Annotated in this window: 13 protein-coding genes, 8 tRNA genes, 2 rRNA genes and 1 riboswitch; all 23 genes read right to left on the bottom strand. The window is 39.5% G+C overall.

What is annotated here, in order from left to right; all coding sequences use genetic code 11:
• Positions 1-438: 438 nt before the first annotated feature.
• Entirely contained in the window at positions 439-1,419 is a 981-nt protein-coding gene (locus M3183_RS23765) for an HNH endonuclease (protein ID WP_251473691.1), read from the bottom strand.
• Positions 1,420-1,941: 522 nt separating this feature from the next.
• The gene (locus tag M3183_RS23760) at positions 1,942-2,175 is read right to left on the bottom strand and encodes a hypothetical protein (protein ID WP_251473688.1); all 234 of its coding nucleotides are present in this window, start codon (positions 2,173-2,175) and stop codon (positions 1,942-1,944) included.
• A 106-nt stretch (positions 2,176-2,281) separates the two neighbouring features.
• Positions 2,282-2,367: riboswitch (cyclic di-GMP riboswitch) on the bottom strand.
• 1,255 nt (positions 2,368-3,622) lie between these two features.
• Positions 3,623-5,425, bottom strand: a complete 1,803-nt coding sequence (gene glmS / locus M3183_RS23755) for a glutamine--fructose-6-phosphate transaminase (isomerizing) (RefSeq protein WP_251473683.1) — start codon at positions 5,423-5,425, stop codon at positions 3,623-3,625.
• Between the two features lie 439 nt (positions 5,426-5,864).
• Complete coding sequence (glmM, locus tag M3183_RS23750) at positions 5,865-7,214, bottom strand: phosphoglucosamine mutase (RefSeq protein ID WP_251473679.1); 1,350 nt, start codon at positions 7,212-7,214, stop codon at positions 5,865-5,867.
• A gap of 34 nt (positions 7,215-7,248) precedes the next feature.
• Positions 7,249-8,475, bottom strand: coding sequence for a CdaR family protein (locus M3183_RS23745; RefSeq protein WP_251473677.1), 1,227 nt, complete (start codon positions 8,473-8,475; stop codon positions 7,249-7,251).
• Positions 8,468-9,289 (bottom strand): diadenylate cyclase CdaA, encoded by an 822-nt coding sequence (cdaA, locus tag M3183_RS23740; RefSeq protein WP_251473675.1) that lies wholly within the window; start codon positions 9,287-9,289, stop codon positions 8,468-8,470. Before cdaA ends, M3183_RS23745 begins: the two co-directional genes overlap by 8 nt.
• A gap of 164 nt (positions 9,290-9,453) precedes the next feature.
• Positions 9,454-10,059, bottom strand: coding sequence for an anti-sigma factor family protein (locus M3183_RS23735; protein ID WP_251473672.1), 606 nt, complete (start codon positions 10,057-10,059; stop codon positions 9,454-9,456).
• Between the two features lie 15 nt (positions 10,060-10,074).
• Complete coding sequence (gene sigW / locus M3183_RS23730; RefSeq protein WP_251473669.1) at positions 10,075-10,638, bottom strand: RNA polymerase sigma factor SigW; 564 nt, start codon at positions 10,636-10,638, stop codon at positions 10,075-10,077.
• A gap of 232 nt (positions 10,639-10,870) precedes the next feature.
• Positions 10,871-11,770, bottom strand: coding sequence for an arginase (gene rocF, locus M3183_RS23725; protein ID WP_251473665.1), 900 nt, complete (start codon positions 11,768-11,770; stop codon positions 10,871-10,873).
• Between the two features lie 527 nt (positions 11,771-12,297).
• On the bottom strand, positions 12,298-13,299 hold the full coding sequence (gene mreB, locus M3183_RS23720; RefSeq protein WP_251473662.1) for a rod shape-determining protein: 1,002 nt from the start codon (positions 13,297-13,299) through the stop codon (positions 12,298-12,300).
• A gap of 182 nt (positions 13,300-13,481) precedes the next feature.
• Complete coding sequence (spoIIID, locus tag M3183_RS23715; RefSeq protein ID WP_007086083.1) at positions 13,482-13,754, bottom strand: sporulation transcriptional regulator SpoIIID; 273 nt, start codon at positions 13,752-13,754, stop codon at positions 13,482-13,484.
• Positions 13,755-14,313: 559 nt separating this feature from the next.
• On the bottom strand, positions 14,314-14,748 hold the full coding sequence (gene fabZ, locus M3183_RS23710; RefSeq protein ID WP_251473659.1) for a 3-hydroxyacyl-ACP dehydratase FabZ: 435 nt from the start codon (positions 14,746-14,748) through the stop codon (positions 14,314-14,316).
• Between the two features lie 348 nt (positions 14,749-15,096).
• Positions 15,097-15,390: a DNA-directed RNA polymerase subunit beta gene (locus M3183_RS23705; protein WP_251473656.1), complete on the bottom strand. Its 294-nt coding sequence runs from the start codon at positions 15,388-15,390 to the stop codon at positions 15,097-15,099.
• Between the two features lie 593 nt (positions 15,391-15,983).
• A tRNA-Lys gene (locus M3183_RS23700) sits at positions 15,984-16,056 on the bottom strand.
• Between the two features lie 10 nt (positions 16,057-16,066).
• Positions 16,067-16,141: transfer RNA gene (locus tag M3183_RS23695), tRNA-Gln, on the bottom strand.
• Between the two features lie 45 nt (positions 16,142-16,186).
• Positions 16,187-16,271 (bottom strand) — tRNA-Tyr (locus tag M3183_RS23690).
• A 46-nt stretch (positions 16,272-16,317) separates the two neighbouring features.
• Positions 16,318-16,393: transfer RNA gene (locus M3183_RS23685), tRNA-Thr, on the bottom strand.
• A 24-nt stretch (positions 16,394-16,417) separates the two neighbouring features.
• Positions 16,418-16,493: transfer RNA gene (locus M3183_RS23680), tRNA-Val, on the bottom strand.
• Positions 16,494-16,501: 8 nt separating this feature from the next.
• Positions 16,502-16,576 (bottom strand) — tRNA-Glu (locus M3183_RS23675).
• 19 nt (positions 16,577-16,595) lie between these two features.
• Positions 16,596-16,668, bottom strand: a tRNA-Thr gene (locus M3183_RS23670).
• Between the two features lie 28 nt (positions 16,669-16,696).
• A tRNA-Asn gene (locus M3183_RS23665) sits at positions 16,697-16,771 on the bottom strand.
• A gap of 10 nt (positions 16,772-16,781) precedes the next feature.
• Positions 16,782-16,897: ribosomal RNA gene (gene rrf / locus M3183_RS23660) — 5S ribosomal RNA — on the bottom strand.
• Between the two features lie 404 nt (positions 16,898-17,301).
• A 23S ribosomal RNA gene (locus tag M3183_RS23655) occupies positions 17,302-17,532 on the bottom strand; the annotation flags it as partial.

Here is a 17,532-nt window from a genome sequence, read left to right as displayed (position 1 = left end):
CATAATACACTACTGATTCTTTAACTTAAAATCCTTAAATCAGTTTTGTCATCATTTATTGTTGTCATCCTATAAGTACAAAATTACTTGAGATGACAAGGAATACTCTTATAAAAGTTTATTGGCTTACAAGCACATAGAAACGGAGGAAAAGAGATGAGTAATCAATTATTCAACAGATGGGTAAATATCCCTCTCTGCTTTAGGCATCGCTCGTTTTGCTTTTAGCTTTTAGTTTTTAATGTACTACTAAACGAAACATAGTCCAGGAAGACGGTCATTTTTATATATTGTTATTTTACGGTTATTTCATTCGGTATTGGTTACAACAGCCAACCTAAATGGGGTCTTTTTTATTACATCTATAAGTTTTGCCTTCAATAAATTTCCCTCCCAAGAATCACATAATTATTTCTTGTACTATAAATGCAAGGTTTTTTAACGGTTTTCGCTTCCGCCGCCCCATATCTCTCTTCCGCCATCGTGGCCCGTCTCTGCATGTACCTCTTTATCTACCAATTCAAGTTTTCCAGGTTCTTCACTATGATGCCATGTATATCCTTCAGGCGTTTCATTCCCAAATATTTGTGCTCTTTGTGAATCAGTAAATTCATTACCAAGTTCAGAATTTTGATTAATTGCTTCTGCTAATTGTTCGTTTGCATATGAAAAATGTGTGCCATCACTTTCAAGATACATAGATTCTGGAAGAGTTGCAGTGTATTCACTTTCAAACTCTGGAAAAACGCCCTCAATAACCACCCCTGAAGGAAGCGTTACGACCTTAGATTCAAACTCAACACCCGTTACAGGATGATGTTCTCCAGCTAAATCTTCATTACGGGTTTCAATATGATGAATGTGTTCATCTCCTGCATCCCCCACTATATCATTTGTATCTACTACATCAGCATTTCCCATATCACTATCAATTGTGTCGGCTTGAACATGGTTATCTACTCCGTCTATATCTACAACGTCAATGACATCCAACATATCTAATGCTCCAACAGCAAGGGTAGCAACAGCAACTGTCTTCCCAATTCCCTTTGCCCCTTTAATTAACTGGTCTTTATCATTAGTGACTACTCCCTGAACTACATCTTTTCCATTTATATATGTACTTTTGATAGATTGTCCCATGCCTTTTGCTGTGAGAATAGCGGTATTTTTTAGTTCCTTTATTCCTTCATCCTTTTTAGCTTCATCTTTATCGATTAAACCAGAGGCTGTGTTCCATGTTCCTTCAGCAATACTTCCAAGAGTTGTTCCAGTATTTGTTGTGGCTTTTTTAATTCCATCCCCAATTTCTTGTATATAATCATTGTTTAACTTTTTTCCAATAAATTTTATAGGTTCACCCGTAACAGTTCCTACTACTTTACCTAAAAAGGAACCTGTTTTTTTAATGCCCGACAAGTTTTCGCCCACCTTTTTATCTAAATACTAAAAGTTATATTTCTTCATGCGTTTCGATCAATAAGTGTTTAAACGCTGTTGCTTCTTTATGAACTTTCTGTTCTTTACACACTTTTTGCTCCAATGTTTTGTATTCATTTTGTTTTAACTTAATTATATATTCATGTGATTTGGGAGCTGTTAGTCCCACTAAAGCCAAACATGGGATTAAAGGTACTAATCCCAATATTCCAAGCCCAACAGAAACTTTCTTATTAGGAACAGTTTCCTTTAATATTTGTCATTAATCTGGTTCAACTTTTCTTTACCATTATGTATTTCGATTTTCAACTTATTTAAATTTAAACCATAGTTTCATATGATAATTCTAACCAATCGGTTGCATCCTCCTTTTTAAGCATTATTAACCAGCATAATGAAATAAAATATTGGATAACCCCAATCTGTTGTTAGTCAAAAAAATCTTTATTTCCTTTAGCTTCCAAAACCCCAAGAGCGTCAATAAATTACTCTTTAGCCTTTTTAATTAACTCTCGCACTCTTTTTAATTTCTATGTTCCTTGCAGCATCGTTTAAAAAGATATATGCACTAAAAATTGGTCCTTGTTTAAGTGTTGTTAAGTCTGATGATAATAACTCCAATTGTTTTATTTGTTCCTCTTGAAATAGAAGAATCCCTTTTATTGCGTCTTTTAAAAGCTGATTTGAATACCTTGAGTAAAGCATATTAATTAATCCTAAAAATGAAAGCTCCAAGACCTGCCTGTCCTTTCCTAATACCTACCTTCCAAGGTATTTATTATTTGTTCCTTAAATTAAAAAAGGCTAATCAATACCGATTAACCCACTTTTTAAAATTATTATCGGTAACTGGCTGACATAGTGGCTAATACGTTAGTCCCTGTAGTTTTGCGTCTTCACTTTTCAATGAATTTGCCTTTTTCTATTTATTTAGGAAAATAGCTCTACTTCAATTATAATAGTTAAATCTACCATTTTAAAGACAATTAAGGACCATTTACCCACTTTTTATGCTTTCATCCTGCCCTGTTGAAGAAATTATTGAAGTCCTAAACGGCATAGAGGAATCGGGAGAAAAGGAATGTGAAAAATTGAAAATGTACTATTGGAAAATCCTGAAAATAAATCGAAACCCTTATATAACTGTTAATTAGGGATTGAGAGCATATTGGACGCATAGAAAAAGACTGGACCACTACTGGGTCCAGCCTGAATTTTCATTTATTTTACATTGAAACAACTTATTGATCGATAGTGGAATAATGGTTCCATACATAGTGTTGTGGCTGCCAGTTCTTCCTTGTATCTAGCTGTTTTATAGTTGGTTCCCCGTCCCAAGCACCCTACTATCCCCCTTAAACCCCACTCCTCCAAGGCTTCACGCCCTTTTTTCTCCTTCTTTTTCCTGCTAAAAAGTTCTTCCCTCAAAGGGCTTTCTTTCCTCCATTATCCTTCTTTTCTCCATTCTGGCTTGTGCAGAATATTCTTTCTATGTAAATAAGTTCTTCCCGGAATGGATGGAAGAATCAAGAGAAAAGAATGGAAAAGTGATACAAAACCATTGGAAAATGCCTGAAAAAGCACCGGAACCCTACGGGTTTATACAGTGAGGAAAACAACATAATAGAGGGGAGAGGATTGGAACGAAGAGGACTGAAACCCTTATTGGACAAGGGTTTGGAGGTGTATTGGACAAAAGGAATAGGACTGGATCTTATTGAATCCAGCCCCGAATTTTGATTGATTTTGAATTTAAACAAACATTTGAATAACGATTGATTACATAATAGACTGCCCGCTGCTATCCCCGCTTCCTTTGCCATTTGGATACCAACTATTTAGCAGTAGGTACCGACTTTTTAGCGTGGGAACCAGCTTTTTAGCTGGGAGATAGTACGAACTTTGCAGCATGGAAACCGAGAAAGTTACAGGGAGACAGGATTGGGATACAGTGGAACATAAAATAAGACTGAACCACCATTGGATTCAGCCTGAATTCGTATTGATTTGAAATTAAACAAACGTTTGATTAACAGTTGAGTAATGATTACATATATAGCTTATTTGTGTGCTGCTTTTTCCTGAGCCCCCTGCTAGCCGGATACCTGCTATATAACAGTGGGTTCCGACTTTAAAGCAGAGGGAAGAGGCTTTTAACAGCTACATAACAGGATATTCTTATTTACTCAACTGTTACTGACTTCGCAAGGTTGCGTGGTTTGTCGACATCGCAGCCGCGGTGAAGTGCAGCATAGTAAGCTAAAATTTGTAATGGTACTACAGAGATAAGTGGTGTTAATAACTCATGTACTTCTGGAATAACAAAGCTGTCTTCGTCCATGTTGAGTCCCTTCATCGAAATGATGCATGGGTTGGCACCACGTGCAACTACTTCTTTCACATTGCCGCGGATGCTTAAGTTCACTTTTTCCTGTGTTGCAAGGGCGATGATTGGTGTTCCTTCTTCAATTAAAGCAATGGTTCCATGCTTTAATTCACCGCCGGCAAAACCTTCCGCTTGAATATAGGAAATTTCCTTCAGCTTTAATGCCCCTTCCAGGCCGACATAATAGTCAATTCCACGGCCGATAAAGAAGGCATTGCGCGTTACAGATAAAAATTCCTTCGCCATGATTTCAATAATCTCTTTAGAATCACACAAAACGTCCATTGCATTGGCCACTAAACCAAGTTCATGAATCAGGTCAAAGCCGATCTCTACGTTTTTGCTCTTCGCTGTTACCTCTGCCAAAATACCGAGTACAGCGATTTGAGCTGTATAGGCTTTTGTTGAAGCAACCGCGATTTCCGGTCCTGCATGAAGCAATAACGTATAATTCGCTTCACGTGAAAGTGTTGAGCCAGGTACATTTGTAATGGTTAAGGCTGGATATCCCATTTCCTTCACCTGAACAAGTACCGCACGGCTGTCGGCAGTTTCACCGCTTTGTGAAATAAAGACAAATAATGGTTTTTCAGATAACAATGGAATGTTATAACCGAATTCACTTGAAATATGAACTTCAACCGGAACTTTCGCCATCTGTTCGATTAATTGCTTTCCAACCAGACCAGCATGATAAGAAGTACCTGCCGCAATGATATAAATTCGATCTGCCTCTTTCACCGCAGTAATAATTTCTGGCTCGATGGTCAATTCGCCCTGTTCATTTTGGTAGGTTTGAATAATCTTTCGGATTACTGCAGGCTGCTCATCAATTTCCTTCAGCATATAATGCGGATAAGTGCCTTTCTCGATATCACTGGCATCGAGCTCAGCAGTATATGGTGCACGGCTGATTGTTTCACCGTTCAGATTTTGAATCGTAACTCCGTCCTTTTTAACAATTACGATTTCTTTATCCATTAATTCAACAAATTGATCCGTTACTTGGAGCATAGCCATGGCATCACTGGCAACCACATTAAAACCATTTCCGAGTCCAACTAAAAGCGGGCTTTTATTTTTTGCCACATAAATGGTTTCAGAATCCTCTTTATCTAATAGACCAAGTGCATAGGAGCCATGCAGCAGTGTTAAAGTTTTACGGAAGGCATCCAATACTTGTAACCCTTCAGCTGCAAACTTCTCAATCAGCTGAACAATAACTTCTGTATCTGTTTCACTTTTAAATGGTACATCAGCTAAATACTCACGTTTTAGCAGTTCATAGTTCTCAATTACACCATTATGAACAAGTGTAAACCGGCCTGAAACACTTTGATGTGGATGAGAGTTTTCCTGGCTTGGAATCCCGTGTGTAGCCCAGCGAGTATGCCCGATTCCGACAGTTGCTGAGATATTTTCATCCACAATGTTACGTAAATCGGCAATACGGCCTTTTTCCTTGAAGACATGAACTCCATTATTATTAATTAAAGCAATACCTGCTGAATCATAGCCTCTATATTCCAGTTTTTCTAAACCTTTTAATAAAATTTCTTTCGAGTCATTATTTCCGATATATCCAACAATTCCGCACATTTTTCTTTCCTCCCTGATGAGGGGGCAAGAAACTTCCCGAGGGCGCACCTGCCCCCTTATCTCTGTTTTTTTAGGTATCTGTTTATACCTTTTTTAAAACATTAGTTATAGTATGCCGCATTTTCTTCCCTTTGTGCACAAAGTTGCCCTTGTGTTTTAAGGAAGAAATTCTTCGGTTGTGCGTGCATTCAACCGGGAGGTATCCGCCGAAAAATTCGATAAACCTCCTCCTCGTCAACTAACCTTCTCACCTTGGGTTAGTTCAGGCGCTTTTAAATAAAATCCCTTTGCTGCCCTCCTTTTTTCCAAAAATACAAAGCAAATACATATTACCTGAAAAAGGGTGTTTCGTCAATAATGGAAATTCTATAACATTTCCATTCATAATAAAATATGCATAAGGGAGATAAAAGTTCCCTTATGCATATCCAAGTGAGTTTTATTCTTTTATTCCCATTTCTTCTTCTACCACTGTAACAATCCGGTTAACATAAGCTAAGCAAAGCTCTTCAGTTGCAGCTTCTGCCATAACACGAACCAATGGTTCAGTTCCAGAAGGACGAACAAGGATTCTCCCGTTGCCTTCCATTTCTGCTTCTACTTGTTCAATAACCTCTTTTACCTTTACATTGTCTGTAACATGGTATTTATCGGTTACTTTTACATTCACGAGCTTTTGCGGATATTTTACCATTTCTCCAGCAAGTTCAGATAATGGCTTCTTCGTTGCCTTCATGATATTAACCAGCTGAAGTCCTGTTAATAATCCATCACCAGTAGTGTTGTAGTCAAGAAAGATAATATGGCCTGATTGTTCACCGCCCAAATTGTATCCGTTTTTCTTCATTTCCTCAACTACGTACCGGTCACCCACAGCAGTTGGTACACTTTTAATATCATGTGCTTCCAATGCTTTATAAAAGCCAAGGTTGCTCATGACTGTTGACACAATTGTATTATGTTTCAAACGACCATGTTCCTTCATATATTTACCGCAGATGTAAAGAATCTGATCCCCATCCACAATGTTTCCATTTTCATCAATAGCAATCAGGCGGTCACCATCACCATCAAAGGCAAGACCAACATCTGCTCCCTTTTCTTTCACCAGCTCAGCAAGGGCTTCAGGATGTGTTGATCCTACTCCAGCATTGATATTTAACCCATTTGGTGCTGCTCCCATTGTTGATAAATCGGCATCTAAATCGGCAAATAAATAGGTTGCAAGTGAAGAGGTTGCCCCATGAGCACAATCTAATGCAATATGAATGCCTGTGAATTCTTCATCCACCGTGTTCTTCAAGTATTGTAAATACTTTTGTCCGCCTTCAAAATAATCCATCACTAACCCAAGATTCTCACCAACCGGACGCGGCAGTTGATCTTCAGGCAGATCCATTAGTCCTTCAATTTCAAGTTCCTGTTCATCGGAAAGTTTAAAACCGTCAGGACCAAAGAATTTAATCCCATTATCTGCAACAGGGTTGTGGGAAGCTGATATCATGACACCAGCCTGTGCTCCTAAAGCCTTTGTTAAATAGGCTACCCCAGGTGTTGAAATCACGCCAAGACGCATAACCTCTGCACCAATTGAAAGAAGGCCAGCTACCAGTGCACCCTCCAGCATATGCCCGGAAATGCGGGTATCTCGTCCAATCAAAACCTTTGGACGTGCTTTGTCTTTTGTTAACACATATCCGCCAAAACGGCCTAACTTAAAAGCTAGTTCAGGTTTCAGTTCACTGTTTGCTATTCCCCTTACACCGTCGGTACCAAAATATTTTCCCATTAAAAAACGCTCCTTCAACAATTATTGCTCGAATTTATGCATTATTTTTTATTGTGATTTTTGCAGAAGATTGATCAGGTTTCCAATCAAGATCAGATGGACCTTCTACATGAATATTAACTTCATGAACACCCTCATCCAAATTTGAAAGATCTACGTACACTTGAAAATCCTTAGAGGTAATCGATTTTAAAGCAGCGCTTGGCCCATTTACAAGAATATTAATCATTTGGTTATTTGGGTCATCTATTTCTGCTTCAAAATCGCTTGGCAGCCCTCTCAATTCGATTGGAACCTTCGAGACCGTCTTTTCCTCCTCTTTGCTGACAGTTACTTTCACCTTGACCATCTGCGGATTAACCTTTGTGACTCCATTAGAAATAATTACTGGCAAGTTGAGAGTTGTATTATCGGTTATCTTGCTTACATCAACTTCTACACGGACATGGTCCGTATTTTTTAATACATCATCATTAGCAGTGATGACAGCTTCCCTTGTTTCTGGTTCGACTTTTTCAATGGTTACACCTGCAGGAGGATTCCCTTTTTGAACAACACTAATTGGAACCTTTTTACTGTTTTCCTTTACTGGTATTGTTACTTTGACTGATGCCGGCACAACCGAAACATCTAATTTATTTAAATTTTTATCCAGCACTTGAATGTCAGCTGATTTTGACAGTGTCTCTTTTAACTGCTGATTTTCTAAAATTGTTGCTTTAACATAGGAAATTCGGTCAATGAGACTTTTAGCACCGGTCACCTTTACCTTATTTGGTTCTGCAACCGGGTCCCCGGCTGAATAGCCATCTGCAATCTGACTCCTGCTGTACTCAGGATCCACCCTGAATTCTTTTGTTACTTTTTCTTGGGCAGTTACATAAACATATTCAGGTTTAATTGCGGCATCTATTTTATCTGATAAATCCCTTACTTTAAATTTCACCTTTTGCCTGCCAATCTTGACATTTCGCAAATCAATATAGACCTCGAAGTTTTTTAACGCAGCCGCTGTCTGTACATGCGTGATTGGACCCTTTAAGGTGACATCCACTGAATCCGGAATACCGGAAACCACTAAATTTTCGGTATCATAGTATGCTTTAACTGGGAAATCTGCAATAACCTCCGTTTTTTCTCCTCCAGGGACATAAACATCTGTAACTTTCTTTCCTGGGTGAGGGATGGAGGAATACAATAAAACAGCCAGTACTAGAGCAAGGCCTTTGATAAACCAACGATTGTCCATCAATTTATCCATTGTTTTTTCCCCTCCAGTTCCAACGAGCTGAAGAAGCTTGTTTCGTATTCATTAGTAATTCATTTGTAAGAATTTCCTTTAATTCATCTGATGATAAATCGCGGTGTAATTCTCCATTTCTTGTAAGTGAAATACCTCCGGTTTCCTCAGAGACAACTACCGTTATACTGTCCGTTACTTCACTTATTCCCAACGCTGCACGATGTCTGGTCCCCAGTTCTTTTGATATAAACGGGCTCTCTGACAATGGAAGATAACAAGCAGCCGCTGCCACAACGTTTTTTTGAATTATGACCGCTCCATCATGAAGCGGGGTATTCGGTATAAAAATGTTAATTAATAATTCTGAGGAAATATGTGAATTTAACGAAATACCTGTTTCTATGTAATCGCTCATTCCTGTTTCCCTCTCTATTGATATAAGGGCGCCTATCCGGCGTTTCGCCATATAGTCTGATGCCTTAAGAATGGCTTCAACTGTTCTCTCCTGTCCCTCATCAACTGGGCCAGAACTCCGTGAAAAGAATTTCCCGCGCCCAAGCTGTTCAAGGGCCCTTCTCAATTCAGGCTGGAATATAATGATGATGGCCAGGAAACCATATGTGATGACTTGCTGCATCATCCAGCTTAAGGTCGTTAAGCCGAAAAAGTCACTTAGAACCCGGACAATTAAAATGACAAGGATTCCTTTTAATAACTGAACGGCCTTTGTCCCTCTTATAATATTGATTAATTTATAAATGACATACCACACAAGGAGAATATCAACAATACTTGATAGATAATTCCAAATTGTCCAATCCGCAAACGGCATGGTTTTTCCTCCGTAATTTTTGCTTTAAAACCCATTTTGATTACAACTCATATATTATAACACAAAGCACAATAAACCTGCTTATAGTTATTATTATGTTAAAAGTTTAAAAAAACAAATCACCCATTTAAGAGTGATTTGTTTTTTATTTCGTTTCCCGGGAATCAAAAAAATCCTGCCACTTCCTTTGCAGACTTTTTCATATGATACCAAATCCAGTCAAACACTTCATTAACTTCCTCAATTTGACCTGTTACATGTCCTGCAGATGCCAGGTATTTTTCTCCATGAATTACGGTTACGTCCCCCTTCACTTCACCTTCTATTTTCAACGTTCCATTCCGAACAACAACATCTCCATTAACAACTTCACCTTTCGGAACAATCACTGTGTTATTCTTCACTACCAAGTTCTTTTGCTTAGAGACGGAAAATTCCTGGTCTTGACTCCAGGTAGAAAATAACCCGCCCATCATTAAGACAACAAACACAGATGCAGCAGAAAGAAATGGATGATTTCTGAAAAGGCGTGCTGCCAATACCTTCTTCTTTTCCTTTGGCAGACGGGCCAAAACTTTTGCTGTGAAATCATCGGGTGCCTGCATATTGGAAACACTTTTGACAAAAGCAACTGTCTTTTTTAATTCATTAAAAATTGCCTCGCACTCTTCACAGTTTTGAAGGTGCTCTCTTAGGGTTTGTTTTCCTTCTAAATCGATTTCTTCGTCAAAATACTGATGCATTAGTTCAATGATATGTTCTGGACACATTACTGTTCTCACCTCTTATACATACCTTAATTGCTGTCTTAAAGCTTCCCGGCCGCGATGAATTCTAGTCTTCACCGTTCCGAGAGGGAGATCGAGGATTTCGCTAATTTCATTTAGAGATAAGTCCTCTATATATTTCAATACGATAGCGGAACGATATTTTTCAGGAAGTTTTAAGATTTCTTTTTGCACTGTTTCCTGTAGTTCCAGGCTTTCCAGCTCTTTTTCGGGCAGAGGTGTGTCGGACGGTATCTGCGAGTACATTGTCAGCCCCTCCGTACCTGCTACTTCTGCATCCAAATAATAATCTGGTTTCTTTTTTCTAAGCCTGTCTATACATAAATTAGTTGCGATTCGAAAGAGCCATGTAGAGAACTTTCGATCCTGGTTAAACGACTTTATGTTTACATAGGCACGCAAAAATGCTTCTTGGGCAACATCCTCTGCTTCATGACGGTTGCCGAGCATCCGGAAGCAGAGCTGATACACACTGTTTTTGTAGATTTCAACTATTTCCCCAAATGCATCTTGATCGCCTTTTATGACTTGTTTTATTCGTTTCTTTATAATTTCTTCCATTCAGTTACCTCAGCTCCATGCTGCTATCCGATAATACGAATCGTTAGCAAAAAAGTTTCGTTTTCAACGAAAATTTGTATCCAATACCTTTTATTTTAACAAAGAATTACTAAATACTGTTAAAAACTTGTTTTATTTTTAACTTAGCATTTAGGTAATATTACAATTAATTAAAGAGTTCTTTTTCAAAAAAAAAAACAGCTGCTCCGTCATTGGAACAGCTGTTTCTCCATTATAAAAGTTTTTCTCCGAATAAAGAACCCATCAAACCTACGGCAACGGAGGCAGTTTTATTTTTTTCGTCTAAAATTGGATTTACCTCTACAAATTCGGCGGAGGTGATTAGCTTAGATTCTTCTAACATTTCCATTGCCAGATGACTTTCACGGTAACTGATTCCTCCCATGACAGGTGTACCTACTCCTGGACATTCACTTGGGTCTAAGCCATCTAAATCGAGTGACAGATGAACACCATCTGTTTTATCTTTTAAATAGTCAATTGTCTCCTCCATTACCTTGGCCATTCCCATGCGGTCTATTTCATGCATTGTATAGACTTTAATCCCTTTTTCTTTAATTAATGCCCTTTCACCTGCATCTAAAGAACGAGCACCGATAATAACAACATTCTCCGGCTTTAGCTTTGGCGAATACCCGCCAATTTCCGTCAGCAAACGATGGCCTAAACCAATACAGGCTGCAAGCGGCATTCCATGAATATTACCTGATGGGCTGGTCTCTGCTGTATTTAAATCCCCATGGGCGTCATACCAAATAACTCCCAGCTGCTTATAGTGTTTCGCCACCCCTGCTAAAGTTCCAATGGCGATGCTATGGTCTCCTCCCAGCACCAACGGAAAATATCCTGATTGTATGATTTCATCCACCTTTTCAGCAAGAAGTGCATTTTTCTCGGCGACTAGATCTAAATTTCGCAAATTGGATTCCTCATCCACTGTCACCTCTGGTCTGCCAATCGGAATGTCACCCAAATCGGCAATTTCATCAAACAATGGTTTTAAGCGTTCGTTAATTCCGGCATAACGGATGGCACTTGGCCCCATATCAACTCCCCGCCGCATTTGCCCCAAGTCCATCGGCATTCCAATGATTGAAAGTTTCCTAGTCATATACACTCCCCCTGTATTATATATAAATCTATTTTAACCGCTTTCATAGATATGACTCAACTCAGCAAAAGGATGTATATATATGCACCTAAGAGATATTAAAAATAAAGGCTCTTTTCTAAAAGATTGTTGCTTTTTGCTCCCTTTTTAAGATTCGTTCAAAAATAGAGGTAGAAATTCCCCTTATTTAGGAAATTGGTTGTTAATTAGCTGAAATAGACGGAGGAATTTCCCTTATTTGATTTTAAACTGCTAAAATCGGGTGCTTTTCATTGAATAACGGAAAAAACTCCGCTTATTTTTTACTATTTAAGCTTAATTTTGCAAATAACGGGAAAACTTCCGCTTATTTTTTACTTCCAAGGGGGCTATCCTGTAATCCAGCTTTTTCGCAGAGTCCGCTTATTCCTAAATTAAATAATCCACCGCTTTTCTTGGCATAACAACATAGTTTACGAAAACAGCCAAAATAAAAAAGTCCAAAACAATAGGCTTGTCCGCCTTTGAATTGGACTTTCACTTATTAATTATCCTAATTTCCGATTCGGTATCTTATCAATGTTATCAAGCATAACCCCTGTTCCAATGGCCACACAATCCATTGGGTTATCGGCAACCAACACCGGCACCTTAAGTTCTTCTGCCAATAGCATGTCAATTCCATGCAATAAAGCCCCGCCGCCAGTTAAAATGACGCCGCGGTCTATGATATCAGCTGAAAGCTCTGGTGGAGTCCGCTCAAGAACGCTTTTAGCTGCTTGGACGATGACTGCGACTGATTCACGCAGTGCCTGTTCAATTTCCTCCGAACGAACTGTAATTGTACGCGGCAGCCCGCTTACCATATCCCGGCCGCGAATTTCCATTTCCTCCGAACGGGATCCAGGGAAGACAGTTCCAATGTTAATCTTTATATTTTCGGATGTACGTTCACCAATTAATAGCTTGTACTCACGTTTAATATAATTTAAAATTTCTGCGTCAAACTTATCGCCGGCCATTTTAATGGAGGAAGAAGTAACGATATCGCCCATTGATAGAACAGCAACATCTGTCGTTCCTCCTCCTATGTCTACTACCATATTTCCACTAGGCTGAAAGATGTCCATTCCAGCGCCAATTGCAGCCACTTTCGGCTCCTCTTCCAAATATACCTTTTTACCGCCGCTCTTTTCAGCAGCTTCTCTAATCGCCTTTTGTTCAACACTTGTAATATTCGTCGGACAGCAAATTAAAATACGAGGCTTTGATAAAAAACCTTTTACATTTAACTTATTAATAAAATGTTTCAACATTGCTTCTGTTACATCAAAGTCAGCAATTACACCATCTTTTAACGGGCGGATTGCGACAATGTTTCCGGGTGTCCGCCCAACCATACGGCGGGCTTCTTCCCCAACTGCTAACACGCGGTTGGTGTTTTTGTCTATTGCAACTACAGAAGGCTCATTCAACACAATGCCACGGCTCTTTACATGGATTAGCACGTTAGCCGTTCCTAAGTCAATCCCAATATCCCTTGCAAACATTCTCTTTTCTTTCCTCCTCGAAAGATTCCACATACATACTTTTCCTAATTGTCTATTCTACCACATTCACTACAAATTCCATAACATTTTTATTAAAAGATGTAAATTTTTGATGAATACTGTCGGAATCTATTCGAGTACAAAAGAAAAGGGCTGGGATAAAAAGGAGGTGAATTCTTACTTTATTTAACCGCCTCTCCCTCCTTTTCTTCTTTCTGATATTTCATTTTTGTTGCTTCCCCGCCCCTTAAGTGCCGGATTGATTTATGATAATCTAAAATTTCTTTTACTTCGTTTGCTAGCTCAGGATTAATTTCAGGAAGTCTCTCAGTTAAATCTTTATGGACTGTACTTTTGGATACGCCAAACTCCTTCGCAATCACGCGAACCGTTTTCCTCGTCTCCACGATATACTTTCCTATCTTGATAGTCCTCTCTTTGATGTAATCGTGCACACTCTCGCCCTCCCTAAATTGGATGTGGAGTGTGAAATGAGATCCGCTTATCACTATGACGAAATACTGCATCCGCACGTGGGCATATTACCCGGTTTCAAATACCCATAAAAGACAGTTGTCCATGTAGAATAGACAGTTGCTTTATAAGTATCCTGACATGCGGCAGAAAGTTATTCTTTCTATAAGCTGCAATGAATAATCATGTCCCCTTCTGAATTCCCCGCTATTTTCAAACGACTCTTCACCTCAAACACTCTCTTTGTAAAGGTTTGTAATCATTGTATTAGCTTGGATACGGGTTTATGCACAATTTACACAAACGGGACAAGTGGTTGGAGAGTAATTCAAATTATTTAGTTTCCGGCCTGTTTTTTCGACATTGCTTTTTTTCTTGAAAAAACCGCAAGTTTATTGTGCCTTTCCATGGAAATAGTCATAAAGTCTAAATATTTCCCGAGAAATTTGTCGAACAAAATTCCCTTTCTATAGCATATTATTTTAAATATTTTTATAAAAAAAATAACCAGGAATAAATACCCTGGTTATCTTTTTCTCCCTATTCTTTTTTCTCTCCTAAGGCAAAGGTGATTTCTGCCTCACAGGCAATTTCACCATCAACTGTTGCAACAGCCTTTCCCTTACCGATTGGTCCGCGAAGCCGAACCATTTCCACTTCCAGTCTAAGCTGATCGCCTGGTTTTACTTGCTTTTTAAAACGGCAATTATCAATTCCTGCGAAAAATGCCAAACGTCCTCGGTTTTCTTCCTTTTTTAAAACAGCGACAGCCCCAACCTGTGCCAGTGCCTCAACAATCAATACTCCTGGCATAACAGGGTATTCCGGGAAATGTCCATTAAAGAATTCCTCATTTGCAGAAACATTTTTAATACCGACTGCCCGTTTTCCTTCTTCCACCTCTAAAATCCGATCTACTAATAAAAAGGGATATCGGTGGGGAATGATCTCTTTTATTTGATCAATATCAAGCATTATGTTAGTACCTCCTACTATAAAGTGAAACTTCGATCAGCTGGGTTTTTCCTCATCCCCTACTGATTGTTAGTCCCGTTTTTACCGACTCTACTATCGATGCTATCGCACCGGTAAAGAGTAGCTGCAAACCCGAGTGGCTCAGGCTAATCTCTGCTTACTCATTGGTAAGTTTCACTGTATCTCACCAATCAGGCGCATGCTGTTTAGTCCCCCCGTTTTGCTTCCTGCCTGCGCTATGTATTGAAGGGGGCCAGCTGCCCGTTAAATCGGGATAAAGAAGTGATAACTTTATTTTACTATTAATGACAGGCAAAAGGGAAGGGCCATCCGGCAGCCCTTCCCTTATTATTTCTCCTTCTCAACTAAATCTATAATATGTGTCCAGGTCGATACTTTAAATACATCTATTGGCTTTCCATTGCCTAATACTCCATATCCAACAGCTGCTCCTGCCATTACACTAATCAACATGAAAACCACTAAGAGAATCAGCCGCAGCCAAATCGGTATGAGACGAACTCGAATTCGCTTATCTGTTTGCTCTGACGTCTCCGCAGTTTCCTTTTTCTCAGACTTTTTTTTCTCTTTAAAGTCTTCTCTCGTTTTCACCTGTTCTTTTGTTACATTATTTAAGGCCATTTTTATTCCCCTTTTACCGAATTCCGTATTTATACGTAAATCCGCATACGGACCTAATTAATTACTCTATATTATAACCAATTTCTAATGATGACTTTAATTTTTTTACCCATATACCTTTTATTATAAAAAATAAGGCTGTTTTCGTAAACTATGTTGTTATGCCAAGAAAAGCGGTGGTTTATTCTATTTAGGAATAAGCGGACTCTGCGAAAAAGCTGGATTACAGGATAGCCCCTTTGGAAGTAAAATAAGCGGAAGTTTTCCCGTTATTTGCAAAATGAAGCTTAAATAGTAAAGTATAAGCGGAGTTTTTTCCGTTATTCAATGAAAAGCACCCGATTTTAGCCGTTTAAAATCAAATAAGGGAAATTCCTCCGTCTATTTCAGCTAATTAACATCCAATTTCCTAAATAAGGGGAATTTCTCCCCCTATTTTTTGAACGAATCTTAAAAAGGGAGCAAAAAGCAACAATCTTTTAGAAAAGAGCCAAAAATTATAAAGAAATAGACATTAACTTTTTGTGGAAAAATTATTTATAAAAAAACACAAGAGATGACAATATCCCTTGTGTTCTATCTTTTATAATTTATGAGCCATGAAGGACTCGAACCTTCGACCCTCTGATTAAAAGTCAGATGCTCTACCAACTGAGCTAATGGCTCACTTTAGATTTGGCTGGGCTAGCAGGATTCGAACCTACGAATGACGGAGTCAAAGTCCGTTGCCTTACCGCTTGGCTATAGCCCAATAGTGGAATAGTAACAGTATATCCATATAAACAATAAATATGTATGGTGGAGGGGGACGGATTCGAACCGCCGAACCCTGAGGGAGCGGATTTACAGTCCGCCGCGTTTAGCCACTTCGCTACCCCTCCATACTACTATAAATCATCCAGCGATTAGGAAGCCAAATGAGAAAAATGGTGCCGGCCAGAGGACTTGAACCCCCAACCTACTGATTACAAGTCAGTTGCTCTACCAATTGAGCTAGGCCGGCATAAAAAATTAAGAGAAATTTAAATGGTGGAGGATGACGGGATCGAACCGCCGACCCTCTGCTTGTAAGGCAGATGCTCTCCCAGCTGAGCTAATCCTCCAATAATAGTGGTGACCCCTACGGGATTCGAACCCGTGTTACCGCCGTGAAAGGGCGGTGTCTTAACCGCTTGACCAAGGGGCCATTATTAAAATTTTAGGTAAGCTCCCAAGCGGGCTCGAACCGCTGACCTCTTCCTTACCATGGAAGTGCTCTACCTACTGAGCTATGGAAGCATAGCTATACATCGTGTAGACAAAAAAATGGCTCCGCAGGTAGGATTCGAACCTACGACCGATCGGTTAACAGCCGATAGCTCTACCACTGAGCTACTGCGGAACAATACAATGCCTGGCAACGTCCTACTCTCACAGGGGCAGGGCCCCAACTACCATCGGCGCTGAGAAGCTTAACTTCCGTGTTCGGTATGGGAACGGGTGTGACCTTCTCGCCATCATTGCCAGACTATTAACATTATTTTATTATAACATTATTTTTTTGTATTTCAAGAGGAAGGTTGAATTTTTTTCATTCCCTCAAAACTAGATAATAGAGAAGAAGTGGATAAGAACGAGTTCGCTTTAAGAGTTGCTTTCTAGCTCCAGCGTCCAGCAACTAGTGTCCTTCGGTCTTTTCCCTGCGATAAGTCAACATCGATTCGCTTACGCTCATCGTGTTTCCTTTATCTCAGTCAAAGTCCTCCAGGCCATACGCTGCTAACCGGCCGCTTACACTTTTCGAATTTGTCTAGCTTCGGCTCCTAACTTCTCGGCCGTTTCGGTCCGTCCCAACAAATCCCAAAACCAGGATTTGCAGTGCCAGCCCTCCAACGTCTGTCGAAGTTGAACAGTCGCCTACGCTTTTCGTTTTTGGTTAAGTCCTCGATCGATTAGTATCAGTCAACTCCACATGTCACCATGCTTCCATCTCTGACCTATCAACCTGATCATCTTTCAGGGATCTTACTAGCTTGACGCTATGGGAAATCTCATCTTGAGGGGGGCTTCATGCTTAGATGCTTTCAGCACTTATCCCTTCCGCACATAGCTACCCAGCTATGCCTTTGGCAAGACAACTGGTACACCAGCGGTGCGTCCATC

The organism is Neobacillus mesonae, assembly GCF_023715155.1.
Classification (GTDB): domain Bacteria; phylum Bacillota; class Bacilli; order Bacillales; family Cytobacillaceae; genus Neobacillus; species Neobacillus mesonae_A.
Note: the sequence above shows the minus strand (reverse complement) of the source record. Positions and strands in the feature narration are given on the sequence as shown.

Bases quoted from the DNA above. Each gene is read 5' to 3' on its own strand.
- mreB (WP_251473662.1), bottom strand. From the start codon at position 13,299: ATGTTTGCAAGGGATATTGGGATTGACTTAGGAACGGCTAACGTGCTA.
- glmM (WP_251473679.1), bottom strand. From the start codon at position 7,214: ATGGGAAAATATTTTGGTACCGACGGTGTAAGGGGAATAGCAAACAGT.
- M3183_RS23705 (WP_251473656.1), bottom strand. From the start codon at position 15,390: ATGGCCTTAAATAATGTAACAAAAGAACAGGTGAAAACGAGAGAAGAC.
- M3183_RS23735 (WP_251473672.1), bottom strand. From the start codon at position 10,059: ATGTGTCCAGAACATATCATTGAACTAATGCATCAGTATTTTGACGAA.
- sigW (WP_251473669.1), bottom strand. From the start codon at position 10,638: ATGGAAGAAATTATAAAGAAACGAATAAAACAAGTCATAAAAGGCGAT.
- glmS (WP_251473683.1), bottom strand. From the start codon at position 5,425: ATGTGCGGAATTGTTGGATATATCGGAAATAATGACTCGAAAGAAATT.
- fabZ (WP_251473659.1), bottom strand. From the start codon at position 14,748: ATGCTTGATATTGATCAAATAAAAGAGATCATTCCCCACCGATATCCC.
- rocF (WP_251473665.1), bottom strand. From the start codon at position 11,770: ATGACTAGGAAACTTTCAATCATTGGAATGCCGATGGACTTGGGGCAA.
- cdaA (WP_251473675.1), bottom strand. From the start codon at position 9,289: ATGCCGTTTGCGGATTGGACAATTTGGAATTATCTATCAAGTATTGTT.
- M3183_RS23745 (WP_251473677.1), bottom strand. From the start codon at position 8,475: ATGGATAAATTGATGGACAATCGTTGGTTTATCAAAGGCCTTGCTCTA.